Origin of the sequence: Xanthomonas sp. LMG 12462, from assembly GCF_009192885.1 — a bacterium.
In the GTDB taxonomy this organism is placed as follows: Bacteria; Pseudomonadota; Gammaproteobacteria; order Xanthomonadales; family Xanthomonadaceae; genus Xanthomonas_A; species Xanthomonas_A sontii.
Genome location: NZ_NMPP01000078.1, coordinates 18,756 through 42,222, shown reverse-complemented (window position 1 = coordinate 42,222; position 23,467 = coordinate 18,756). Strand labels below are relative to the sequence as shown.

The window sequence follows — 23,467 nt, the reverse complement described above, 5'->3', positions numbered from 1 at the left end:
GGCTGGGAAGTGGTCACGGGCGGCGGGGTCGGCGGAAAGGCGGCGATTTTAACAGGCCGCATTGGCGCTAGGCCCGCATTCGGGCAACAATTCGCCCCGGATACGCCGAGTACTGGACCCTTCATGCGCCGCAGCCTTGCCTTCCTCCTGTCTTTCGCGCTGTGCCTGCCCGCCGCGACCGCCCTGGCCCAGGCCGAGCTGCGCACTGAGGGCGACGTGGCCGGCGCCACCGGCCCCTACGATGCCGAGGTGCCGGTCAACAGCCAGAGCGAGGCCGACCGCAACGGTGCCCTGTCCCGCGCGCTCGGCGTGGTGCTGGGCAAGATCTCCGGCGACAAGGGGGTGATGTCGCGGCCCGGGGTGACCCAGGCGCTGCGCAACGCCAAGAACCTGGTCGACACCTTCGACTACCGCCAGGACCAGGGCACCTCGCCGAGCGGCGCGCCGACCTTCCGCACCATCCTGGTGGCGCGCTTCCGCCCGCAGGACGTGGACGGCCTGGCGGCGGCCCTAGGCCTGCCGGTGTGGCCGCAGCCGCGGCCCAAGCCGGTGGTGTGGCTGGCCATCGACGACGGCAGCGGCCCGCGCCTGGTCGGCGTGCAGCAGTCCAACGCCGCGCGCAGCCTGCTCGATCGTGCGATCGAGCGTGGCTTCCGCCTCGGCCTACCCACCGGCAACGCCGCCGAGCAGGCCCTGGCCGGTGCGATCTGGCGCCAGGACACCGCGGCGGTGGCCAGCGCCTCGTCGCGCTACAGCCCGCCGATGCAGCTGATCGGCAAGCTGTACCGCGGCAAGGCCGGCGGCTGGACCGCGGACTGGACCTTCGTCGATAGCGGCAAGGTGCTGTCGACCTGGTCGTCCAGCGACGCCGACGCGCGCCGCGCCATGGCCAGCGGTGCCGACGGCGCCGCCGATGCCCTGGTCAAGCGCTACGCCAAGGCGGTCAGCGCCGGCCCGGCCGGGATCTACCGGGTGGTGATCACCGGTATCCGCAGCGCCGACGATTACCTGCGCGCCTCCGCCGCGCTGCAGAACGCTTCGGTGGTGCGGCGCATCGTGCCGGTCCGCGCCGACGGCGATCGCCTGGAACTGGACCTGGACCTGCTCAGCGGCGTGTCCGGTCTGAACCGCATGCTCGGCCCGGACGGCGCGCTGCAGCCGGTGGTCGCGCCGGTCGACGGTCCGGTGATCCTCAACAGCGAGCCGACGGAGTACCGCCTGAAATGACGTTGTCGCCCGAAGCCGAGATCGCGCTGTTCCTGCGCCGCCTGAAATGGACGGCGGTGATCGTCGGCGTGCTGTGGGTGGTGTGGCTGCTGGCGCCGATCCTGACCCCGTTCGTGCTGGCGCTGCTGCTCGGCTGGCTCGGCGACCCGCTGGTGGACCGCCTGGAGCGCGCCGGGCGCTCGCGCAACATGGCGGTGACCCTGGTGTTCGTGCTGATGGTGTTGCTGCTGGTGCTGGCGCTGGTGATCCTGGTGCCGATGCTGGAGCGGCAGATCGTCACCTTCATCGACGTGCTGCCGCAGGCGCGCGACTGGTTCATCGGCACCGCGATCCCGTGGGCCGAGCAGAAGACCGGGCTGGAGCTGATGGGCTGGCTGGATCCGGAGCGGCTGATCGACTGGATCCGCGGGCACTGGCAGCAGGCCGGCGGCGTCGCCGCGACCTTCTTCGGCTACCTGTCGCGCTCGGGCTTCGCGATGGTGACCTGGGTGGTCAACCTGGTGCTGCTGCCGATCCTGACCTTCTACTTCCTGCGCGACTGGGACCTGCTGGTTGCGCGCGTGGCCGCCACCATCCCGCGCAACCACGTCGGCACCATCACCCGCCTGGCGCAGCAGTCCAACGAGGTGCTGGGTGCGTTCATCCGCGGCCAGTTCCTGGTGATGCTGGCGCTGGGCGTGATCTACGCCGGCGGCCTGACCCTGGTTGGCCTCAAGCTCGGCCTGTTGATCGGCATCGTCGCCGGCCTGATCAGCTTCATCCCGTACCTGGGCGCGACCACCGGCATCCTGCTGGCGGTGCTGGCCGCACTGGTGCAGGCCAAGGGCTTCGACCTGCAGTTGCTGATCCTGGTCGGCGTGGTGTTCACCGTCGGCCAGTTGCTGGAAAGCTACGTGCTGACCCCGCGCATCGTCGGCGACAAGATCGGCCTGCATCCGGTGGCGGTGATCTTCGCGGTGATGGCCGGCGGCCAGCTGTTCGGTTTCCTCGGCATGCTGCTGGCGCTGCCGGTGGCGGCGGTGGCCAACGTGCTGCTGCACTACCTGCACGAGCAGTACCGGCAGAGCGACCTGTACGCGGGCGAGAAGTCGGCGATCCTGCTGGATACGGTCACCGAGCGCACCACCATCATCGAACTGCCGCCGCGCAGCCCCGACCAGCCGTGAGCGTGCCGCAACTGCCGTTGGCCCTGCGCTATCCGCCGGAACAGCGCCTGGACCGCTATCTGGGCGCGCCGGACGGGTTGCTGGCGCAGCTGCAGGCGGTCGCCGACGGCGCCGCCGACGACTGGGTGTACCTGTCTGGCCCTGCCGGCACCGGCAAGACCCACCTGGCCCTGGCGCTGTGCGCGGCCACCGAGCAGGCCGGGCGCAGCGCCGCCTACCTGCCGCTGCAGGCCGCCGCCGGCCGCCTGCGCGATGCGTTGGAAGCATTGGAGGGCCGCGATCTGGTCGCCCTCGACGGCCTGGAAGCGATCGCCGGGCAGCGCGAGGACGAGGTGGCGCTGTTCGATTTTCACAACCGTGCGCGCAGCGCCGGGGTGACCCTGCTGTACACCGCGCAGGCCATGCCCGACGGCCTGGCGCTCAGCCTGCCGGATCTGCGCTCGCGGCTGTCGCAGTGCACCCGCATCGCCCTGGCGCCACTGGACGACGCCGGCCGCGCCGCGGTGCTGCGCGAGCGCGCCCAGCGCCGCGGCCTGGTGCTGGAAGACGCGGCGATCGACTGGCTGCTGACCCACGCCGGACGCGACCTGGCCGGCCTGATCGGCCTGCTGGAGCGCCTGGACCGCGAATCGCTGGCGGCGCAGCGGCGGGTGACGGTGCCGTTTTTGCGTAGGGTGGGAATCGGGAATGGGGAATCGGGAATGGGGAAAAGCTGAAGCGCGAGGACTGAAGCAGTACGTAGAAGCCAGAAGAACAAAAAGTAGCTTGCAATCGATGCACTGGTTGCCGCTGCAGACAAAGATGGTTGCGGGGGCAGGATTTGAACCTACGACCTATGATGGGCGACGACGTATGCCGTGGTTGAGGCTGCCGAAGCTCGCGGGAAATCAGCTTTTCCCGATTCCCGATTCCCGTTTCCCCATTCCCAGCACCTCATCCAACTCCGCCAGCCGCTGCGGCGTCCCCACGTCGGTCCAGCGGCCAGGGTGGTGCAGGCCGTGCAGCTGGCCTCGTTCGGCCTGCGCACGCAGCAGCGGCACCACCGAGAAGCGGGGCGGCACGCCCGGCGCGGTCGGCGCCGGGGCGGCGATGGTCTGCCAGTCGCGCAGCAGGGCGGGGCGGTACATGCCGATGCCGGCGTAGGTCAGCAACCGGTCGCCGGCATTGTGCACGTGCCCGTCGTCCTGCAGGGCGAAATCGCCATGCGCGGCGTAGGCCGGCGGATCCACCAGCACCAGTTGCGCCAGGCCCGGCGGCTCGGGCGCCAGTCGGGCGAAATCGAAGTCGGTCCAGATGTCGCCGTTGACCAGCAGGAACGGCGCCTCGCCGAGCAGCGGCAGCGCGTGCAGCATGCCGCCACCGGTTTCCAGCGGTGTGGCGCCTTCGTAGGAATAGGCGATGCGCAGCCCGAACGCGCTGCCGTCGCCGAGCGTCTGCGGGAACTGTTCGGCCAGCCACGAGGTGTTGATCACCACCTCGCGTACCCCCAGCGCGGCGAGCTTGCGCAGGTGCCAGACGATCAGCGGCGTGCCACCCACCGCCAGCAGCGGCTTGGGCGTGTGCGCGGTCAACGGACGCATGCGCTCGCCGAGGCCGGCGGCGAAGATCAGCGCCTTCATGCGCCGGCCGCCGCGCGCCGCGCCAGGGCCGGCTTGATCCGCGTCTGCAGCAGTTGCGCCAGCGGCTGCAGGGTCGGGTGCCGCGGCAATGCTTCGTCGAGGTAGGCGATGAAGCGCGGCACGTTATCCAGGTACCAGGCCTTGCCGTCGCGGTAGTTCAGCCGTGCGAAGATGCCCAGGTTCTTCAGGTGGCGCTGCACGCCCATCCACTCGGCGTCGCGCAGGAATTGCGCCAGCGGCGGCACCGGAATCCCGGCCTGCAGCGCACGCGCGTGATAGCTGGCGAGCCACGCGTCGACCTGCGCCAAAGGCCAGCTGACCGTGGTGTCCTTGAACAGGCTGACCGGGTCGTAGGCCACCGGTCCGGTCACGCAGTCCTGGAAATCCAGCACGGCGGGACCGTCGGCCGCCGGCATCAGGTTGCGCGGCATGAAGTCGCGGTGCACCAGTACCTGCGGCTGGGTCAGCGCGTTGTCCATGAGCTTGCGCTGCACGCCGTGCAGGGCCGCGCGTTCGTCGGCATCCAGGGTGATGCCCAGGTGGCGTTGCAGGAACCACTCCTCGAACAGGCCCGCGTCGCGTTGCAGCAGTGCCTCGCCGAACACGCCCATGCCCGGCGGCGGCGCGATCGCCTGCAGCCGCAGCAACTGGCCGAGCGCGGCGTCGAAGTGCGCGTCCGCCGTGCTCGTGTCCAGGCATTGCGCCAGGGTCGGTTGGCCCAGGTCTTCCAGCAGCAGGAAGCCGGCCTCCGCGTCCTGCGCCAGGATTTCCGGGACCCGCACGCCGCCGCCGCGCAGCAGCGCGTGCATGCGCAGCCACGGCCGCACGTCTTCCAGGTCCGGCGGCGAATCCATCACGATGCGGCTGACGCCGTGGCCGTGGCTGCGCCAGTAGCTGCGCTGGCCGGCGTCCACCGAGGCGCGCTGCAGCGTCGCCTGTGCGTCGTCCAGGGCCGTGCGCGCCCAGGCCAGGCGTTGCGCGGCGCGTGCCGCAAGAACATCGGGAACCATCGGGCTGGCGCTCATCGGCAGGCTGCGGCGGAAACGAGCCGCACAGCGTAAACGGGCGCCGCCGCTGTGGCGAGCGGCGCGCCGTGCCTCAACGCTTGCTGGAGAACAGCCGCAACAGCGCGAGCAGGGCGATGGCGCCGAGCAGCGCACCGAGGAAGCCCGCCGGCTCGCCACGGCTGTACCAGCCCATGTAGTGGCCGAACCAGCCGGCCAGCAGCGCGCCGGCGATACCCAGCAACACGGTGAACAGACAGCCGGAGCGTCCGCTGCTGGGGCCGAGGAAACGCGCCAGCAGGCCGACCACGAAGCCCACCAGGATGATGTAGAGCCAGCTGTCGCTGCCGAACAGAGTGTGCATGGGAAGCGTTCCGGACGCGGAGGGGGATCAGCGTCGGATCGTGCCAGATCGACTGTGATGGCGTCGATGCTTGCGTGTGCAGCTCAGGCGGCCCAGCCCTCGAGGCTGGCCGCTCACGTTACCCAGCGATCACGCCACGGAGAGGCGTCGCATCTGGATCGACGCCTCTCCAGCAGTAACCCGGGTAGTCAGGTAATCAGGAAGCCGGCTTCGCCAATCCCGAATCCCGACTCCCGCCATCCCGGCCCCATCAACAGCACCCATGCCCGCCATGCTGCTCGCCGCCGGCCACCGCCGCGCTGCCGGTGGTCTCGCCGCGCAGGCTGGCGGCATGGTGGGCGGCGATCACCCGCGACACGCAGGCAGTCACCCGCTTGCCCATCGGGATGTGCAGGAACTCGTTGGGGCCGTGCGCGTTGGAATGCGGGCCGAGCACGCCGGTGATCATGAACTGCGCGCCGGGGAACTTCTCGCCGAGCATGCCCATGAACGGGATCGAGCCGCCTTCGCCCATGTACATCGCCGGCTTGCCGAACGCCGCCTGCGAGGCCGCTTCGATCGCATCGGTCAGCCACGGCGACTGCGCCGGGGCGTTCCAGCCGGAGGAGGACTTCTCCAGCGCCAGCGACACCTCGGCGCCGTACGGCGGATCGCGCAGCAACACGTCCTTGAGCAGTTCGCCGGCGTGCTTGCCGTCCAGCGTCGGCGGCAGGCGCAGCGACAGCTTCACCGCGGTCTCGGGGCGCAGCACATTGCCGGCCGAGGCCAGCGGCGGCAGGCCGTCGGCGCCGGTCACCGACAGTGCCGGGCGCCAGGTGCGGTTGAGCACCAGCTCGGACAGGTCCTCGTGCATCGGCTGCATGCCGGGCAGGAACGGGAACTTGCTGTAGACCTCGTCGCCCAGCACCTCGGCGACCTTGCGCGCCTGCGCCAGCCGCTCCTCGGGGATGTCGGCGTACAGGCCGTCGACCTTGATCTTGCCGGTGGCCTCGTCCTCCAGCCGCGACAGCAGGTCGCGCAGCACGCGGAAGCTCGACGGCACCACGCCGGAGGCGTCGCCCGAATGCACGCCTTCGCTGAGCACCTTGACGCTGAAGTTGCCGCCGGCCAGGCCGCGCAGCGAGGTCGTGCACCACAGCTGCTCGTAGTTGCCGCAGCCCGAATCCAGGCACACCACCAGCGAGGGCTTGCCGATCCGCGCCGCCAGATGGTCGACGTAGGCGGGCAGGTCGTAGCTGCCCGATTCCTCGCAGGCCTCGATCAGCACCACGCAGCGCGCGTGCGGAATGCCCTGGTCCTGCAGCGCCTGGATCGCCGCCAGCGAACCGAACAGGGCGTAGCCGTCGTCGGCGCCGCCGCGGCCGTACAGGCGGTCGCCCTTGAGCACCGGCGTCCATGGGCCCAGGTCGGCGTCCCAGCCGGTCATTTCCGGCTGCTTGTCCAGGTGCCCGTACAACAGCACGGTGTCCTCGCCGGTCGCGTCGCTGCTGGCCGGCACCTCCAGGTAGATCAACGGGGTGCGGCCTTCCAGTTGCACCACCTCCACCTGCAAGCCGGGGATCGCCTGCGCGCGCGCCCAGCGCTCCATCAGCGCCACCGCATCGGCCATGTAGCCATGCGCGACCCAATCGGCGTCGAACATCGGCGATTTGTTGGGGATGCGGATGTAATCGACCAGTTGCGGGACGATGTCGTCATCCCACTTTTCGCTCAGGAAACGGTCGATCTTGGCACTGTCCATGAAAAGCTCCGAAGTGATTGCACACGTGTGCAGCCATTCTACGCCCCGGTGCCCGTGTAGGGTTTTTCCTACACGGCGACGCGCCGTTTACCTGCTGTTTGTGACGCGTTCCGACGATAGGCTGTACCCATGTGGCGAGCGATGCTGACAACGCCGGCAGGAAAGGCCGGCGAAGTCCCCATCCAAGTCACAAGGAGCGTTGCCATGCAGTCTTTTATCGTGGTCCTGAAGTCGCTGGTCGTTGCCCTGATGCTGTCCGGTTCCGCGCTCGCCGCGGACAAGGTCAACATCAACTCCGCTGGAGCGGAGGAAATCGACCAGGTGTTGGTGAACGTGGGGGCCTCCAAGGCCCAGGCGATCGTCGACTACCGGCAGGCGCACGGACCTTTCAAGAGCGCCGAGGAACTGGCACTGGTGAAAGGCATCGGACTCAAGACGGTCGAGCGGAACCGCGACCGGATCGATGTGGGCGCCACGAAGGCACCCGCACCGACAGCCGCCAAGCAGGCAGCTGCCAAGCCGGTGGAAAGGCGTTAAAGGGATTTGCAACGAAAGGATAGGGCCGGCGCTGGACGCGCGGCCGCAGCCTCACTGAGCAGGATGCGAAGGGGGAAGGCAGGAAGCCGACAGGGAGGTACATCGTCGCCCGGCGTTGCACAGTGACGTGCAGCCGGGCGATGTTTTTTTGGGCGCCATGGCGCCTCCTGCGTCGCATATTCGGGCTGGCCAAGGACAGGCCGCTTGCCCTGATCGTGCAGAATGCGCGCATGGACTGGTGCACGCTGCCCGCGCGGGTGATCCCCGCCAATGAGTATCGCCGCGAACGCTGGCGCAACGGCCTGGGCTGGACCCGGGAGATCCTGCGTCTGCCGGCGGTCGGCGACGACTGGCTGCTGCGCCTGTCCATCGCCGAGATCGAGCAGGATGCCGCCTTTTCAGCTTTCCCCGGGATCGACCGCGAACTGGTCCTGCTGCGCGGCAACGGCGTGCGCCTGCGTTTCGACGACGGCGAGGAACAAGTGCTGCAGGATCCTTGCGCGCGCCTGCGCTTCGCCGGCGAGCGGCCGCTGCGTGGCGAGTTGCTGGACGGGCCGACCCACGATTTCAACCTCATGTGGCGACGCGACCGGCTGCGCACGCAGCTGCTGCACCGGCCGCTGGTCGGGCCGATGCTGTTCTTCGCCGAACCCGGTGTCGCCTGGGCCGTTCATCTTCTGGCAGGGCAAGCGCAGTTCGATGCGGCCAGCGGACTGCCGCCATTGGCGGCCGGCGACAGTGCCTGGTTGGCCGCCGATGCCAGGCGCCGCTTTGCTTTGAGCGGGGGTGGGGAGGTGTTGGCGATGCGCATCGAGGCCCTGCCGACGCCCGCGGACTGAGCCCGCTGCACCACGCGCGCGGCTCTTGCAGCGTCGACGCCGACCGCGTCCAATGCGCGAACGCGGCCATCCGGGCCGTACAGCGGAAGCCGACAGGTGCTCTCGGACAACAGGTGGTTGGCGAAAATTCTGGTGGCGGACGCGGACGCGGTCTTGCGCGACCGGATTCGCGATTACCTGGCGTGTTTCAACCTGCAGGCCCACGACGCGGACAGTGCGCCGCACCTGCAGGCGCAACTGGCGGCCGGGCATTACGACGCGGTGGTGCTCGATGCCGGCCTCGACGGTGCTGAGGGCCTGCGCCTGTGCCGGCAACTGCGCGACCGCGGCGATATCGCCATCGTGATGATGGCCGACCGCGCCGAGCCGGTGGACCGGGTGATCGGGCTGGATCTGGGCGCGGACGACTTCCTGGTGCGGCCGCCCGACCTGCGCGAACTGGTGGCGCGGCTCAACGCGGTGCTGCGTCGGGTGCGCGCGACCCAGCCGCCGGCAGCGGCGCATGGCGGCTGGCAGGTCGATGCCGCGCGCCACCAGGCGGTGGCGCCGGACGGGCGGACGATCCCGCTGTCGCCCGGCGAACTGCGGCTGATGGCGGTGTTCCTGGAGCAGCCGGGCGAGGTGCTCACGCGCGAGACGCTGCGCACCGCGCTGGGCGACGGCGAGGCCAGCATGCCTGCGGGCAGCCGCGGCATCGATCTGCAGGTCTCGCGGCTGCGCCAGAAGCTCGGCGACGACCCGCTGGTGCCGCAATGGATCCGCACGGTACGCGGCAAGGGCTATGTGTTCGAGCTGCAGCGCATGGGGTTGCCGGCGTCGCGCTGATGGCGCGACGGCGTGGCGTTGCTGGCGTCGCCGCGGCCGAAGCCGCAACCGTAGCAGTGGCGGTCGGGGTCGCGGCGCGGTGTCCGGAACACGCCGGCGCGTCGTCTCACGCGGTGCTGTGGTGCTCTCCCTGGCCGCGGCTCATCGAGCAGCGTGCCGCGCTCAGCTCAGCCCCGTGCTAACGCCGCGAAGCCGCTGCTGAGCCGTTCCTGCACTGCGCCGTCCTGGCGCACCAGGAAGCGCACCGCCAGTCCTTCGCGGTCGGCGCAGGCCAGCCCGGCCTCCACACCGAGCACGCTCAGGGCAGTGGCCCAGGCATCGGCACGCATGGCATCGGCGGCCACCACCGTCACCGCGGCCAGCGTCGCGGCGATCGGTCGGCCGCTACGCGGATCCAGCAGGTGTCCATAGCGTCGTCCGTCCTGTTCGAAGTGGTGCCAGCGGTCGCCGGAGGTGGCCACCGCCAGGCCGTCGACCGCGAGCGCGCGCGGCGATGCGTCGCCATGCACCTGCTCGTCCGCAGCGGCCTCGATCAACACCCGCCACGGCTGCGCGTCCGGCTTGCGACCGTAGCCATAGAGATCGCCGCCGACCTCGACCAGTGCGCTTTCCACGCCATGCGCACGCAGCGCCGTCGCCGCCAGGTCGACGCCGTAGCCCTTGGCGATCGCCGACAGATCCAGATGCAGCCCGCCCGGCTGGTGCCAGCGGCCCGCGTCGTCGACGGTCAGTCGGCGCGAGTCGCCCGCGGCGCGGGCCTGTTGCAGTGCGGCGGGCTCCGGCACCCGCCGATCCCCGGCGGTGGCACCGAAACCCCACGCGCCGACCACGGCGCCGATCGTGGGATCGAAGGCGCCGCCGCTGCGATGCGCCACCTCCAGCGCGCAGCGCAGCACCGTGTCGAACGCGTCAGGCAAGGCGTGCCAGGTATCCGCGTCGGCGCGGTTGTAGCGGCTGAGATCCGATTGCGCGTCCCACGTGCTCATCTGCGCGACGACCAGATCGAGCTGCGCCTGGATCGCATCGCGCAATGCGTGCAGGTCGCTGTGTTGGGGCGGCAGCAGCCTGGTGCTCCAGCGCGTGCCCATGCTGCTGCCGTGCAGCGTGGCGATGCCGGCGCTGGCGCGGACTGCGGTCGGTGAAGCGGGGCGACTCACGCGTCGACGCAGCGCGACCGTACAACGGCAGCGCGCAGGTGCCCTACGCTGCGCGACTGTGTGCCGGCGGCATGTTCGGCGTTCAGGTCGCCACGCCCGCTCATGTCTCCGACCAGTCGCGCAGCAGGTTGTGGTAGACGTTGGTCAGGCGCAGCAGCGCCGCCGCGTCCGCGCCGCTGGCGGTCAGCGCCTGGATCGCGGTGTCCAGGTCGAACAGGGTCTGCCGCCGGCCGGCGTCGCGCACCAGGCTCTGCACCCAGAAGAACGATGCCATGCGTGCGCCGCGGGTCACCGGCGCGACCCGGTGCAGGCTGCTGGACGGATACAGGATCAGATCGCCGGCGGGCAGCTTGACCTCGTGCTCGCCGTAGGTGTCGTGGATCAGCAGTTCGCCGCCGTCGTACTCCTCCGGCGCACTCAGGAACAGCGTGCAGGACAGGTCGCTGCGCACGGTCAGCGCCGGCTGCGCGGCGGTGGCAGCCTGGGTCATCACGGCGCCGTCGACGTGCAGGCCGTAGCTGCCGCCGCCGCTGTAGCGGTTGAAGCGCGGCGGGACGGTGCGCAACGGCAGCGCCGCGGCGAAGTACAGCGGGCTGCGCGCCAGTGCGCTGAGCACCGCCTGGCCGAGGTCCTGCTTCAGCGGCGAGGCGTCGGCCAGTTGCAGGTTGCGCTTGACCTGCGCGCCCCGCGCGCCGACGGTTTCGCGGCCGTCCACCCAGTCGGCGGTCTCCAATGCCTGGCGAAACCGCGCGACCTCATCGGCGCTGAGGATGTCGGGAATGTGCAGCAGCATGGGGCGCTCCGGCGGTGGACGCCCAGGATAGGGCGTCCACCGCGCGTTGGCAGGCGCGGTCGCTCAGAACCGGACCTCGGCAGTCAGCAGCACCGAGCGCGGCGCGCCGGGCGTGTAGCGGAAGCCGCTCTTGTTGATCGCGGCGACGTAGTCCTTGTCGAACAGGTTGTAGGCGTTCAGGCGCAGCGCCACGTGGTCGTTGACCGGGTAGCTCAGCACCGCGTCCCACACGGTGTACGAGTTCACGAACGCCGGCGTGCCGACCGCGCCGTCGCGGCCGCGCTTCATCTCGCCCGAGTAGCGCACGCCGCCGCCGACGGTCAGCCCGAACGGCAAGGTGTAGGTGGTCCAGGCGGTGAACGCGCTGTCTGGGGTATAGGCCAGGTCCTGGCTGCCGTCCTGCGAGACCGTCGTGCCTTGCCTCACCCGCGCATCCAGCTTGGTGTAGCCGCTGGACAGCGACCAGCGCTCGGTCAGCTTGCCCACCGCCGACAGTTCGATGCCCTGCACGCGCTTTGCGCCGCTCTGGTAGTACAGCCCGTCGCTGCCCTGCACGATCTCGTTGTTCACGTCGGTACGGAACAGCGCCAGCGTCGCGAACAGCGCATCGTCGAGGAAGTTCCATTTCGTGCCGACCTCGGCGGTCTTGGCCTTCTGCGGATCGAAGCGCGGATTGTTGGCATTGTTGGCCGAGGCGCTCAGTTCCAGCGTGCTGCCGCCTGGTGGTTGCTGCGAGGTGGCGAAGTTGGCGTACACGCTCACGTCCTCGTTGGCCTTGTAGACCGCGCCGAGCTTCCAGCTGAACAGCGTGTCGGCGATGTCGGTGTCCAGGCCGACCACGGTGGTGCAGGGCGCGGCGGTGGCGGTGGCGGAACTGCACACCAGGCTGTCGAAGTCGGTCTTGTAGCGATCCGCGCGCACTCCGGCCGTGACCAGGAAGCTGTCGCCGAACTTCAGCGTGTCGAAGGCATAGGCCGAGTAGGTGGTGGTGGTGCCATGGCTGCGCGCGCCGTTGCGCGCGGTGCGCAGCGGCGTGGTGTTCCAGTCCGGCGCATAGAGGTTGGCCGGATTGGCCGCCAGCCAGGCGGCGCGGTCGACGATGTTGTGGCCCCAGCTGCGCAGTTCCTCGCGCGAGGCTTCCACGCCGGTGCTGAGGTTGTGCTGCACCGCGCCGGTGGCGAAGTCCACGCGCAGGTTCAACTGGTCGGCGAGGGTGGTGTACTGCTGGTCCTTGAAGGTCGGCAGGCTGCGCAGCACCGTCCAGGTCGCAGGATCCGCCGGATTCGGCGTGCGCAGGTTGGCGGCGTTGGGCATGAACGCGAACAGCAGGTAGTCCTGCTCGTTGCGGCCCCAGCGCGCGGTATTGGTCAGCTTGACCGTGTCGGACACGTCGTGCTCGATGCGGAACGTCGCCATCTTCGCGGTCACGTCGTCGTGGTCGTCGCGGGTGCCGTAGAAGTTGCTGCTGTCCACGCGCGCCGCGCCGCCGAGCCACGGCCGTGCGGGGTCGGGCGAGCTGTAGCCGGGCAGGCCGATCGTCGGCACGCCGCCGTCGGGCACGTTGCCCTGCTTCACGTACAGCAGGTCGAGCAGGTAGCGCGTGTCGGTGCCCAGGCCGAACGCCAGCGACGAGGCCAGGCCCCAGCGCTTGTTGACGACATGGTCGCGGCCGATGGCGTCGCTGTCCTGGCCCATCACGTTCAACCGCAGCGCGCTGCTGGCGCCCAGCGCCTGGTTCCAGTCCGCGGTGGCGCGGCGCTGGCCATGGTCGCCGCCGGACAGCGTGGCGCTGCTGGCGTTGTCCAGGTGCGCCTGCTTGCTGACCAGGTTGATCGCGCCGGTCGGCGCGCTGCGGCCGTTGTCGGTGCCGGCCGGGCCTTTCTCGACCTCGATCTGCTCGATGTTGAACACGTCGCGCGAGATCGAGCCGAGGTCGCGCAACCCGTCGACGAAGATGCTGCTGGAACTGTCGAAGCCGCGCATGTAGATCGCATCGCCGGTGCTGGTGTTGCCGTTCTCGCCCACATAGAACGTGCCCACGCCCGGGCTGTTGCGCAGCGCTTCGGTGAGGGTGGTGGCGCCCTGCTCGTTGAACAGGTCCTTGCCGATGATGGTGAGGGTCTGCGGGGTATCGATCAGCGGCTGGGTGAACTTCGGCGAGTCCGGCACTTCCACCAGGTAGCGCTTGGCGCGCTGGGCCTGCACGTCGACCTTGTCCAGGGTGGTGGGCTGGTCGCCGGTGTCCGCATGCGCGGGGGAAAGCAGGCTCAGCCCGCCGAGCAGCACGGCGGTGGTGAGGGTCGGTGCGGCGGCCTGGCGGGTCACGGCGTGTTTGCGGCGCTTGATCGGAGAGGTCATGGGCGGTTCGGTTTGCAGGAGGGACGGCACCCCGATCGCGGACAGCGGCCGTCCCCCCAGTGGGAGCGGCCGCGGCGGCGAGATCGGGCGGCTGGGCGAAACGGTGCCTGCCGCGCATGCGATGCAGGCAGTGCATTCATTTTCCATGCAAATGCGAATTGTTTGCAATCTCTTTGTCATCGGTGCCGGTCCGCCGCGGTTCGGATAGCCGGACTCGCCAGAAAATGCGGACCATCGACCGAGGCGCGCAATCGGCCAAAGGACCCGGCACTGAGTGGTTTGGGGCCCGTCCATGCGGGCGCGCGACGCCAGCGCCGACCAGACGGGCGCTGCGGGTACGTGGAAGTCCGAACTAGGGGCGGTAGAGAGGCAAGCCGGTGTCAGGCAGCCGATGCTGCCTGGAGATGGCGCGGTACCGACGGCGCAGGGTCGCTGCCGGATCGTCGCACCAGGTGCGTTTCGAGGTATGCCGAAGGAGCGGGTGTGGCAGTGCCGGATCGCGTGTCGCCATGAGCGTCGCCAGTGTCGGCGGACCACGAAGCCAGGCCGGTACTCGCCCTCTGTGCAAGGGCCGCACGCGCCAATGCTGTCGGGGTTGGCCGCTTGCGGCGCCGTCCCGCGGCACCGCAAGCAGCGGGGTTCAGGCCGCCGCGGCCTGTGCCACGCGCGGGCCTTCGCGCAGGGCGCGGCCGATGAGCCCGACCAGCAGATCCAGCTCTTCGCTGTCCATCGCGAAGTGCGGGGTGAAGCGCAGCGAGTTCTCGCCGCCGTGGATCACGTTGACGCCGTGCTGGCGCAGCCACTCCTCGGTGGAGCCGGCGCCGTAGCACTTGTACTGCGGGGCCAGCGCGCAGGAGAACAGCAGGCCGGTGCCCTGCACCTGGGTGATGGCGCCGCCGAGTTCGGCCTTGAGCTTCTCCAGCTTCTGCACCGCCTCGGCGCCGCGCTCGCGGATGTTGGCGCGCACCTGCGGGGTCAACTGCGCCAGGGTCGCGGTGGCGACGTCGAGCGCGCGCGGGTTGCTGGTCATGGTGTTGCCGTAGGTGCCCTTGCGATACACCTGCGCCGCGTGCTCGGTCACTGCCAGCACCGACAGCGGGTACTGCGCGGCATTGAGCGCCTTCGAATAGGTTTCCAGGTCCGGCGGGTCGAGCTGCTCGAAGCCGGGGTAGTCCACCACCGACAGCACGCCGTGCGCGCGCAGGCCGGCCTGGATCGAGTCGACCAGCAGCAGGCTGCCGTGGGTGCGGGTCAGTTCGCGCGCGGTGGCATAGAACGCCGGCGGCAGCGCGCGGCCGGGGTCGCCTTCGCCCATCACCGGCTCCAGGAACACCGCCTCGATGAACCAGCCGTGCTGCTCGGCCTCGGCGAAGGCGCGGCGCAGCGCGTCCACGTCGTAGGGCGCGATGGCGATCAGCCCATCGTCGCCGCGGTAGCTGGCCAGGTGCTGCAGATAGGTCTTGCGGCTGGAGTCGGAGTACATGCCGGGCCGGTCGGTGCGGCCGTGGAAGCTGCCCTTGACCACCAGGCGCTTGATCCTGGCGCCGGCGTGGCGTGCGCCCGGATCGGTCTGCAGCTTGGCGTTGATGTCGACGATGCGCGCGGCCAGGCCCACCGATTCGGAACCGGAATTGAGGCACATGAAGCGGGCGTACGGACAGCCGCCGCGGCGGTGTCCGATCTCCGCACGCAGCGCGCGCTCGAAGCGCAGCTGCGACAGGTTGGGGGTCATCACGTTGGCCATCACCTGCGGCCGCGCCATCGCCTCCAGCACCGCCTCCGGGGTGTGGCCGAAGCCGAGCATGCCGTAGCCGCCGGCGTCGTACAGCACCGCGCCCTTCAGCGTGACCACCCACGGGCCGCGCGCGCTCAACGCCACGTACGGGGTCACCGCGTCGTCGGCGTAGAAATTGACGAACCCGGCCTGCAGGCGCCGGATCTGCTCGGCCTCGTCGAGGTCGAGCAGGTCGCCGAACTCCGCGGCGATGCGCGCGTAGTCCGCACCGGCCGCGTCGATCGCCGCGCGCAGCGACGGATGCGAGGCCGCCAGGCGCTCGATGCTGGCGTCGTCCAGGCCCTGGGTCAGGCGATCGCCGGCGTGGGCACGGAGCGGGGCGAGGGGGCCGAGTACGGTCATGGAGATCTCCTGAAGGCGGGCTGTCTGGCGACGATCCTGTCTATTATCGGGACAGGATCGTCGAATGGCAGCGTGAATCCGTGCAGGAATTGACGCATTTTCGTCGATTCGACGAAAATCGGTGGTCATGAAGATCACCGCCTCCGACGACGCCCTGCTGTCGCTGCTGCGCGAGGACGCGCGCGCCTCCACCGCCCAGATCGCCCGTCGCCTGGGCGTGTCGCGGACCACCGTGCAGAGCCGGATCGAGCGCCTGGAGCGCGAGGGCGTGATCTGCGGCTATACCGTGCGCACCCGCGACGACTACGAACAGGGCCATATCCGCGCGCACATCCTGATCACCGTGCTGCCGAAGAAGATGACCTCGGTGGTCAAGGCACTGCGCGAGATCGATGCGGTGCGCGTGCTGCATTCGGTCAGCGGCTCTTTCGACCTGATCGCGCTCGGCGTGGTACCGGGCGTCAACGACATGGACGAACTGACCGACCGCATCGGCGCGCTGGACGGGGTGGAGCGCACCACTTCGTCGATCATCCTGTCCACCAAGTTCGAGCGGTGAGAGGCCGGAATCGGGAACTAGGGAGTGGGGCTTCGCAAGAGCGCGATCCCGCTTTGCTTCAACGAATCCCCACTCCAGAATGCCCAATCCCGGCGCCGCTACAATGGCCGGCCCATTCCCGATCTCCCCCGGCGCCTTGAAAAAGTCCGATTTCCACTACGACCTGCCTGAAGACCTGATCGCGCAGGAGCCGCTGGCCGAGCGCTCGGCCAGCCGGCTGCTGATGGTACCGCCGGCGCCGGCGGCCTTCGCCGATCGGCACGTGCGCGATCTGCCGGAACTGCTGCGTGCCGGCGATCTGCTGATCTTCAACGACACGCGGGTGATCCCGGCGCGGCTGTTCGGGCAGAAGAGCACCGGCGGGCGGGTCGAGATCCTGATCGAACGGCTGCTCGGCGGCCAGCGCGCGCGGGCGCAACTGGGCGTGAGCAAGTCGCCCAAGGCCGGCGCACGCATCGCTCTGGATGCCGGCGGCGAGGCCGAGGTGCTGGGCCGCGACGGCGAGTTCTACCAGTTGCAGTTCCATGTGGACAGCGCGCTGGAGCACTGGCTGCAGCAGGCCGGACGCTTGCCGTTGCCGCCGTACATCCGCCGCGAGCCGGGCCTGGACGATCGCGAGCGCTACCAGACCGTGTTCGCGCGCGAGGCCGGTGCGGTCGCCGCACCGACCGCCGGGCTGCATTTCGACGCGCCGCTGCTGCAGGCGCTGCAGCAGCGCGGGGTCGAGGTCGGGCATGTGACCCTGCACGTCGGTGCCGGCACCTTCCAGCCGGTGCGGGTGGAAGCGCTGGAGCAGCACCAGATGCATCGCGAGTGGCTCAACGTCGGCGCCAGCCTGGTCGAGCAGGTGCGGCGCACGCGCGCGGCAGGCGGGCGCGTGATTGCGGTGGGGACCACGGTGGTGCGCGCGCTGGAGAGCGCCTCCAAGGACGGCGAACTGCATCCGTTCGCCGGCGAGACGCAGATCTTCATCCTGCCGGGCTACCGCATCCGCAGCGTCGACGCGATGGTGACCAACTTCCATCTGCCGGAAAGCACGCTGCTGATGATGGTCTCGGCCTTCGCCGGCCGCGAGCGCATCTTCGCCGCCTATCGCCACGCCATCGCCCAGCGCTACCGCTTCTTCAGCTACGGCGACGCGATGCTGCTGTGGAGCAGCGAGACGCCGGCAGACCGCGTGGGCTGACCCGCGTGAGGTCGTGCGGTCGTGGCGGCCGTCGATCGAACGCGTTGGCGAAGATGGTGGCGTTGTTACGCCCAGTCGGTGAACGCATCGACGACGCGTGCGCCGCGCACCGATGAGCAGGCGTCGTCGCGCTGGCGGTGCATGACCTCGCGCCTCACCTCTGGCCTGCCGCTGCACAAAATGCAAGCCACCGCGAAGCGTCGCGAAACCAGCCTGTACCCGTGTGATTGCACGAGGCGGCGCCCGTACCCTCATCCGCTCCTTCGGGGCACCTTCTCCCGAGGGGGGAAGGGAGAGGCCAAAACCCCCCTCCCTCCGGGAGAGGGGTTGGGGTGAGGCAGCGCGCAGCGACAGCCCATCAACCCCGCATCGCGCAGACACGGTATCGCGCCCGTATCAACGACCATGCAGCAGCAGGGGCCAGACGTTCTTGCCAATCCTCAAGAGCTTCACCACGGCCGCAGGCCCGTCATCCCGACCCCCCAATCCCGACTACTTGATCGGCTCGTCCAGCATCAGTTCGCGCACGAACCGTACCGGCGGGGCGCCGTAGGACAGCACCTGGTCGTGGTAGGCCTTGAGGTTGAACTTGTCGCCGAGCTTGTCCTGCATCGCCTTGCGCAGGTCCAGGTGTTCCTGCACGCCGACGAAGTAGGTGGGCAGCTGCGCCGAGGTCAGCTGTGCGCGCACCCACTTGCCCTCGGCCTCGCTCTGCTGCTGGAAGGTGTCGTGGACCATCAGGTGCAGCGCCTGTTCCTTGCTCCAGCCGTCCACGTGCACGCCTTGGTCGAGCAGTGCGTTGGCGATGCTGCGCAGGTAGAACTTCAGCTGCACCAGGTGGAACAGCGGATCGTTGTCCAGATAACCCTGCTCCTGCATCATTCGCTCGGTGTACACCGCCCAGCCTTCGGCGAACACGCCCGAGCGCAGCACGCCGCGCAGGGTGGAGGGGAACTTGGCCGAATGCCAGCCTTCCACGTAATGCCCGGGCACGCCCTCGTGGATGCTCAGCAGGTGGATCATGCGGCTGTTGTATTCGCGCAGGAACGAGTCGGCCTGCTGCGTGGTCCAGTCGTCGGGAATCGGCGACACCGCGTAGAAGGTCTTCAGGTTCTTGTCCAGCGGACCGGGCGAATCGCAGTACGCCACCGCCACGCCGCGCTGGAACTCGGGCATCAGGATGATGTCCACCGGCGCGTCGGGCAGGGTCACCAGATCCTTCTTGCGCACGAAGTCGGTGGCATCGGCCAGCGAGGCCTTGGCGGCCTCGACCACCTTGTCGCGCGCAGGATGCTGCGCATAGGCCAGCTCCAGCGCCGCCTCGATCGCCTTCTGCTGCTGTTCGTCGCTGGGCGCATCGACCAGGGCCGGCGCGCCGGGTTTGTCCTTGAGCACGGTGCGGGCGATGCCGTACATGTCCTGGCGCACGCGCGAGAGCTCGGCCTCGGCGCGCTGCTTGATCTCGGCGCGCGACAGCGATGAGTTGAGCGCGAACTTCAGCTTCTGGTCGTACTTCTCCGCGCCGAGGCGGAAGTCGCCCTTGGCGTTGGGCACCAGGGTCTGGTCCAGCCAGGTCTGCTGTTCGGCCACGGCCTTCTTCAGGCCCTCGATCGCCGCCTGCAGGCGCTGTGCGTCGGCCTGCGGCAGTTCCTGGATGTGCGGGACGATGAAACTGTCGACGATGCTGAGGATGCCGCGGTTCTGCTTGGCCACGGTCTTGGCGCTGATCTCCGACACGCGGGCCGGGTCGAGGTTGGCGCGCGCCTGCGCGAACAGCGCCGGGATCTTCTCCATGCGCGCAGTGGCAGACTTCAGCCGCTCCGGCAGCGGCGCGAACTCGCGCGCCATCAGCCCGTAGATCGCGCCGCCGGCCAGGCCGTTGTAGACCTGCGGGTCGGTCGCCCAGCCTTGTGCGACCTCGCTGTTCCAGATGTCCGACTGCAACTGGTTGCGCAGGATCGCCGCGTCCACCTGGTTCTCGCGCGAGAGCTTGGTGGTGTCGAGCTTGTCCAGTTCGGCCAGCAACTGCTTGCTCGCGTCCAGGCTCTTCTGCCGGCCGGCGGCGCTGAGGTCGTCCAGCTCGCTGTCGTAGCGGTGATCGCCGGTCTGGGTGGCGCCGACCGGGGACAGTTGCATCCAGGTGTCGACGGCGCGCTTGGAGAGCGCGGCGAAGCTGGCGTCAGCGGCTGCATCGGGCGCGGCCGCGGCCTGGCCGGGGGCTGCGTTGCTGGCGGCGGGCGCGTCGGCGGGTTTCTGGCAGCCGGCGAGGGCGGCGAGCAGGGCGGCGGCGAGCAGGTGCTTGCGCATCGGGGTTCCTGGAGTGGGTCGATCTGTCAGGGTAGCGCCGCTGTGGCTGCCGGCGCCCCTGCCATTGGATTACCCTGAAGGCTTTCGCCATTCAGGAGCACTGCAATGCAGGACAAGGGACGTCGCCATCGTGGCCATGTCGTACGCGACACCGCGTTCGATCCGGATGGCGTCGCAGCAGCGGCTGGCACGCTCGATGTCGTAGCGCCTGCGCGTGGGCGCTGGTGTCGCTGGGGCGCTTCCCTGGCGCTGGCGGTGTCGATCGCTGCCTGCAGCCGCGGCGGCGAGAGCGCGGCGCTGCCGGCCGCTCATCTCTATTCCGCCGATGCCGCCAGTAGCGCGGCCGGTGCCGCCGAGGCCGCAGCGCAGGCGGCAGAGGCAGCCGTCGCAGCGCCGCCGCCGAGTCCCGGCGCTTTCGCCATGCCGTCCCTGGCCTATGAGCACGAGGTCGATGTGGCATTGCCGGTGGCGCAGATTCCCGCACGCCTCAAGCAACTCCAGGAAAGCTGCCTGAAATCCAGTTTCGGCGCATGCACCGTGTTGCAGGTCGAGCAGCGCGGCGGCGAGCAGCCGCGCGGTGAGCTCAGCGTGCGGATCGCGCCGGCCGGGGTCGAGCCGTTGATCGCGCAGGCGGGCCAGGATGGCCAGATCGAAAGCCGCACCACCCATGCCGAGGACCTGGCGCAGGCGGTGCAGGACAACGACGCGCAGCGCCAGCGCCTACAGGCCGAGCAGCGGCGCCTGCAGGAGTTCCAGCAGCGCCGCGATCTCAGCGTGGCCGACATGATCGCGCTGTCGGAGAAACTGGCCGCCGTGGAGACGCAATTGCTCGCCACCAGCCAGGAAGCCGCACAGCAGCGCCGGCGCCTGGATACGCAGCGGGTGACGCTGACGTTCTCGGCGCCGACCGCCGAGCGGAGCCGCAGCGACATCGGCGAGGCGCTGCACGACAGCGGCGAAATCTTCGCCGGATCGATCGCCTGGGCGATCCGCGCGGTGGTGGGGTTGGCCCCGTTCGTGCTGCTCGGCTATGCGTTCTGGCGGCTGATCGCCTGGCGCCGACGGCGGCGTCGTTCGGCCTAGGAGACAGGCGCGGTTCCCGTCCGATGAAATCGGGCGGGAGCGGATGGAGGTGAGCGCGCGCGGTGTTGCCACGCGTTGCCGACGGAACGGTGGCATGTCATCCAGCAGCCGTGAACGACGATGGGTGGCGGGTCGCGGCTGAAGCGGCTGCTACCGTTCTTCTCGTCTGACACTCAAGCTTGAGCAACAGCAAAACGACTCCTGCCGGGGCTCGCGATACATTGGCTGGGAGCACTGTGGGAGGGACTTCAGTCCCGACGCCTTGAAGTCGGGTACCTGAGGCACGGCTGGCGCCGCTGGAAAGCAAGGATGCTGCCCATGGGCACGCAAGGACGCTGCGCCATGCGGCGCAACGTCCTGGATGCAGGCCCTCAGCCTTCGTCCTGTTCGAACTCCACGACCACGTCCAGTTCGAACGCCAGGGCTTCCACGGCCTCGCGCACCTTCTGGGCGGTGGCGGCGTTGCCGGCCTCCACTTCCACTTCGTGGGTGCCCGGTCCCTGGTCGTCGGGCAGGCCGGCGGAACTGGAATCGTCGTCGTCCATGTGCGGCATCAGGTCGTCGATTTCCTCGACGTGTTCGATGCCGTCCAGGCTCGACAGCAGGTTGATGATGGCGCGGGCATCGTCCTCGCTACCGGTGATGCGGATGCGGAGCTGGGGCATGGGCCTTCCTCTTGGGGGGAAGGCGCAGGCTAGGCAGGCATCGGCTAAGGCGGGGTGATGACGCGCTCAATGCATCGGCGCGACCGCATCCGGCCCGGCATGTTCGGCCACGGGCAGCAGCAGCGCCTCGGCGGCCGCGCGCAGCAGCGTCGGGGCAATGTAGCGGCGATGCGCGGCGGCGATCAGCGCCATGTACAGGTGCCCGAAGCGGTTGCGGCAGGCCACCCGCGTTTCCAGGCTCAGTTCGGCGCTGCCGTCGTCGCGCAGCGTCACCCCGACGCAACTGCGGAACACCAGGTGGCGATCGTCGGCACCGAGCAGCACCTGCACGCGCCGCGCCTGCGCGGTGGAGGCCTGCGCCAGCACCGGGAACCGCCCGGCAAACAGTTGATCGCGCTGCGGCGACAGCAGCGAGGACACCGGGCAGCCCAGCGGCGAGGTGCGCAGCCGCAGCGGCGCCACCAGCACGTTGCGCAGGCGCATCAGCCAGGTCACGCCGCGCGGCGGGTGCTGCAGGAAACCGTCCAGCAACGCCGTCATCAGCGCATGCGCACCCAGCCGCCGCAGCGCCTGCGCCGGCACCGTCAGCCGCACGCTGTCCTGGTGATGGTGCGCGGGCAGCTGCGGTTCGAGCAGCGAGCCGGGCAGCAACTGCGGCGTCACCCGCGCCCGCGACAGGCGCGGCGCCAGTGCCGCGAAGCCGGCCGGATGCCGCCAGGCACCCAGCCGCTGCCGCAGGCGACCGCTGAGGGCGCGCAGGCCGGCACACCAGGCCAGGCGCCGGCTGCCCGGCGAGGCCGCCAGCGACAATCGCACGGTCGGTACGGCCAGCCCCTGCGCCTGCGGCGACGCCAGCAGGGTCGCGACCGGCGCCGGCAGCAATTCGGTGAGCGTGGCGATATCGGCAGTGCCGGCCAAAACCTGCGCGCGTACGTCCTCGGTAAGCGCGCCGCCTGCTTCGTCGCTGTGGCAGGACAGGGCGAAGAACGCCGGATGCCCGGACTGCGCACGCAGCGGCGCGAACTGGTGCCAGGTGCCCCCGCCGAAGCGCACGCTGAACAAGCAGTCGGCGGGCAATTCGACATGGCGCAGCGCGGCGAGGAAATGCTGCGGATCCTGCGCCAGCTGCGTCGGCGAGGCGGTGCTGAAACGCAGCAGCGCGCCGCCGCTGCCGGTGATCGCGGTGAACATACGATGCCCGGCATGGCAATGGAACGGATGGCCGCCGCTGCCGACCGCGAACGAATACAGCGCGGTCGACTCGCCGTTGCCGAAATCGGTGCCGGCCAGGCGCGCCGAGGGTTCGTCCAGCGCATCGCGGAACTGAGGATGCGCGCGCTGGCGCAGGCAGGCCTGGGCGATCAGCGGATCGCCGGCGCCGACGCCGAGCTGGGCGATCAGGATGACCTCCACCGGCAGGCCGCCGCTGTAGGACGGCAGGCGCACCGAGGGGAATCCGGTTTGCGCGGCGGCGTGTTCGCTGAGCGGTGCGGCGGTCATCGGCGGACTCCTGTTGCCGTGGCGGAAGGATCAGGCGGTGCGCTTGGCTCGCTTGCGCGACTCGCGTTTGAGCGGGCCGGCGCTGGGGCAGATCTCGAAGGCGAAACCGCTGAGGGTGTTGACCAGGTTGTCGGGGGTGAGCCGGTAGACCACGAACTGGCCGCGACGCTCGCTCGCCACCAGCCCCGCCGCTTCCAGCACCGACAGGTGCCGCGAGATCGCCGGCGCGCTCATCGCGAAGCGCTGCGCGATCTCGCCGGCCGTGAGTTCCTGTGCCGACAGGTAGGCCAGGATCTCGCGGCGCGGGCGCGAGGCGAGGGCTTCGAAGACGCGGTCGATGGACATCGGGGATTAGCTAATTAACGAATTAGTTAATTAATGACGTGTTGCCTTGTCTATG

Annotated in this window: 21 protein-coding genes; 9 read left to right on the top strand and 12 right to left on the bottom strand. The window is 69.6% G+C overall.

All coding sequences use genetic code 11. The annotated features are described in order from the left end of the window. Positions 1-123 precede the first annotated feature (123 nt). From CEK69_RS17585 to hda, 3 genes are read left to right on the top strand one after another with little or no spacing between them, the layout of a single operon-like run. Positions 124-1,227: a DUF2066 domain-containing protein gene (locus CEK69_RS17585; protein ID WP_017913803.1), complete on the top strand. Its 1,104-nt coding sequence runs from the start codon at positions 124-126 to the stop codon at positions 1,225-1,227. Next, the gene (locus tag CEK69_RS17580; RefSeq protein WP_017909199.1) at positions 1,224-2,393 is read left to right on the top strand and encodes an AI-2E family transporter; all 1,170 of its coding nucleotides are present in this window, start codon (positions 1,224-1,226) and stop codon (positions 2,391-2,393) included. Before CEK69_RS17585 ends, CEK69_RS17580 begins: the two co-directional genes overlap by 4 nt. Then, positions 2,390-3,109 carry a DnaA regulatory inactivator Hda gene (gene hda / locus CEK69_RS17575; RefSeq protein ID WP_010344086.1) on the top strand — a complete coding sequence of 240 codons (720 nt, stop codon included), beginning with the start codon at positions 2,390-2,392 and terminating at the stop codon, positions 3,107-3,109. The genes CEK69_RS17580 and hda overlap by 4 nt, the downstream gene beginning before the upstream one ends. A gap of 171 nt (positions 3,110-3,280) precedes the next feature. Here the strand turns inward: hda and murU are convergent, their stop codons facing one another. The 4 genes from murU to CEK69_RS17555 all read right to left on the bottom strand — a co-directional run bounded on the left by murU (position 3,281) and on the right by CEK69_RS17555 (position 7,121). Then, positions 3,281-4,012 carry an N-acetylmuramate alpha-1-phosphate uridylyltransferase MurU gene (gene murU, locus CEK69_RS17570; protein ID WP_152247026.1) on the bottom strand — a complete coding sequence of 244 codons (732 nt, stop codon included), beginning with the start codon at positions 4,010-4,012 and terminating at the stop codon, positions 3,281-3,283. Then, on the bottom strand, positions 4,009-5,037 hold the full coding sequence (locus CEK69_RS17565; RefSeq protein WP_152247024.1) for a phosphotransferase: 1,029 nt from the start codon (positions 5,035-5,037) through the stop codon (positions 4,009-4,011). Before CEK69_RS17565 ends, murU begins: the two co-directional genes overlap by 4 nt. Before the next feature lie 73 nt (positions 5,038-5,110). Beyond that, positions 5,111-5,380: a GlsB/YeaQ/YmgE family stress response membrane protein gene (locus CEK69_RS17560; protein ID WP_010344083.1), complete on the bottom strand. Its 270-nt coding sequence runs from the start codon at positions 5,378-5,380 to the stop codon at positions 5,111-5,113. Between the two features lie 250 nt (positions 5,381-5,630). Next, entirely contained in the window at positions 5,631-7,121 is a 1,491-nt protein-coding gene (locus tag CEK69_RS17555) for a M20 family metallopeptidase (RefSeq protein ID WP_152247022.1), read from the bottom strand. 204 nt (positions 7,122-7,325) lie between these two features. On the opposite strand from CEK69_RS17555, the gene CEK69_RS17550 reads away from it, so the two are divergent. The 3 genes from CEK69_RS17550 (at position 7,326) to CEK69_RS17540 (ending at position 9,322) form a co-directional block, all read left to right on the top strand. Further along, positions 7,326-7,658, top strand: a complete 333-nt coding sequence (locus CEK69_RS17550) for a ComEA family DNA-binding protein (protein ID WP_017909203.1) — start codon at positions 7,326-7,328, stop codon at positions 7,656-7,658. 230 nt (positions 7,659-7,888) lie between these two features. Beyond that, a complete protein-coding gene (locus CEK69_RS17545) occupies positions 7,889-8,497 on the top strand; it encodes a HutD family protein (protein ID WP_026144407.1) in 609 nt (202 codons plus the stop codon). A gap of 132 nt (positions 8,498-8,629) precedes the next feature. Further along, positions 8,630-9,322, top strand: a complete 693-nt coding sequence (locus tag CEK69_RS17540; protein ID WP_017913796.1) for a response regulator transcription factor — start codon at positions 8,630-8,632, stop codon at positions 9,320-9,322. Positions 9,323-9,489: 167 nt separating this feature from the next. On the opposite strand, the gene CEK69_RS17535 is transcribed toward CEK69_RS17540, so the two are convergent. From CEK69_RS17535 to CEK69_RS17520, 4 genes are all read right to left on the bottom strand, one after another. Beyond that, positions 9,490-10,410 (bottom strand): FAD:protein FMN transferase, encoded by a 921-nt coding sequence (locus CEK69_RS17535; protein ID WP_152247036.1) that lies wholly within the window; start codon positions 10,408-10,410, stop codon positions 9,490-9,492. A 169-nt stretch (positions 10,411-10,579) separates the two neighbouring features. Further along, entirely contained in the window at positions 10,580-11,272 is a 693-nt protein-coding gene (locus CEK69_RS17530) for a Fe2+-dependent dioxygenase (RefSeq protein WP_152247020.1), read from the bottom strand. A gap of 63 nt (positions 11,273-11,335) precedes the next feature. Continuing rightward, positions 11,336-13,630, bottom strand: a complete 2,295-nt coding sequence (locus CEK69_RS17525) for a catecholate siderophore receptor Fiu (RefSeq protein ID WP_152247018.1) — start codon at positions 13,628-13,630, stop codon at positions 11,336-11,338. A gap of 640 nt (positions 13,631-14,270) precedes the next feature. Next, positions 14,271-15,767 (bottom strand): aminotransferase class III-fold pyridoxal phosphate-dependent enzyme, encoded by a 1,497-nt coding sequence (locus tag CEK69_RS17520; protein ID WP_152247016.1) that lies wholly within the window; start codon positions 15,765-15,767, stop codon positions 14,271-14,273. Between the two features lie 127 nt (positions 15,768-15,894). Here CEK69_RS17520 and CEK69_RS17515 point away from each other — a divergent pair, with 127 nt between their 5' ends. Together CEK69_RS17515 and queA are read left to right on the top strand one after the other, a co-directional pair. Beyond that, positions 15,895-16,326, top strand: coding sequence for an Lrp/AsnC family transcriptional regulator (locus CEK69_RS17515; protein ID WP_017909210.1), 432 nt, complete (start codon positions 15,895-15,897; stop codon positions 16,324-16,326). Between the two features lie 103 nt (positions 16,327-16,429). Further along, complete coding sequence (gene queA, locus CEK69_RS17510) at positions 16,430-17,512, top strand: tRNA preQ1(34) S-adenosylmethionine ribosyltransferase-isomerase QueA (protein WP_226975212.1); 1,083 nt, start codon at positions 16,430-16,432, stop codon at positions 17,510-17,512. A gap of 492 nt (positions 17,513-18,004) precedes the next feature. Here the strand turns inward: queA and CEK69_RS17505 are convergent, their stop codons facing one another. Then, entirely contained in the window at positions 18,005-19,819 is a 1,815-nt protein-coding gene (locus tag CEK69_RS17505; protein WP_152247014.1) for a DUF885 domain-containing protein, read from the bottom strand. 255 nt (positions 19,820-20,074) lie between these two features. Here CEK69_RS17505 and CEK69_RS17500 point away from each other — a divergent pair, with 255 nt between their 5' ends. Continuing rightward, entirely contained in the window at positions 20,075-20,902 is an 828-nt protein-coding gene (locus CEK69_RS17500) for a DUF4349 domain-containing protein (protein WP_152247032.1), read from the top strand. A gap of 371 nt (positions 20,903-21,273) precedes the next feature. On the opposite strand, the gene CEK69_RS17495 is transcribed toward CEK69_RS17500, so the two are convergent. The 3 genes from CEK69_RS17495 to CEK69_RS17485 form a co-directional block, all read right to left on the bottom strand. Beyond that, positions 21,274-21,567, bottom strand: a complete 294-nt coding sequence (locus CEK69_RS17495; protein WP_017909065.1) for a hypothetical protein — start codon at positions 21,565-21,567, stop codon at positions 21,274-21,276. Positions 21,568-21,633: 66 nt separating this feature from the next. Further along, positions 21,634-23,067 (bottom strand): DUF2867 domain-containing protein, encoded by a 1,434-nt coding sequence (locus CEK69_RS17490; RefSeq protein ID WP_152247012.1) that lies wholly within the window; start codon positions 23,065-23,067, stop codon positions 21,634-21,636. 30 nt (positions 23,068-23,097) lie between these two features. Further along, positions 23,098-23,412, bottom strand: coding sequence for a metalloregulator ArsR/SmtB family transcription factor (locus CEK69_RS17485; RefSeq protein WP_152247010.1), 315 nt, complete (start codon positions 23,410-23,412; stop codon positions 23,098-23,100). Between the last annotated feature and the right edge of the window lie 55 nt (positions 23,413-23,467).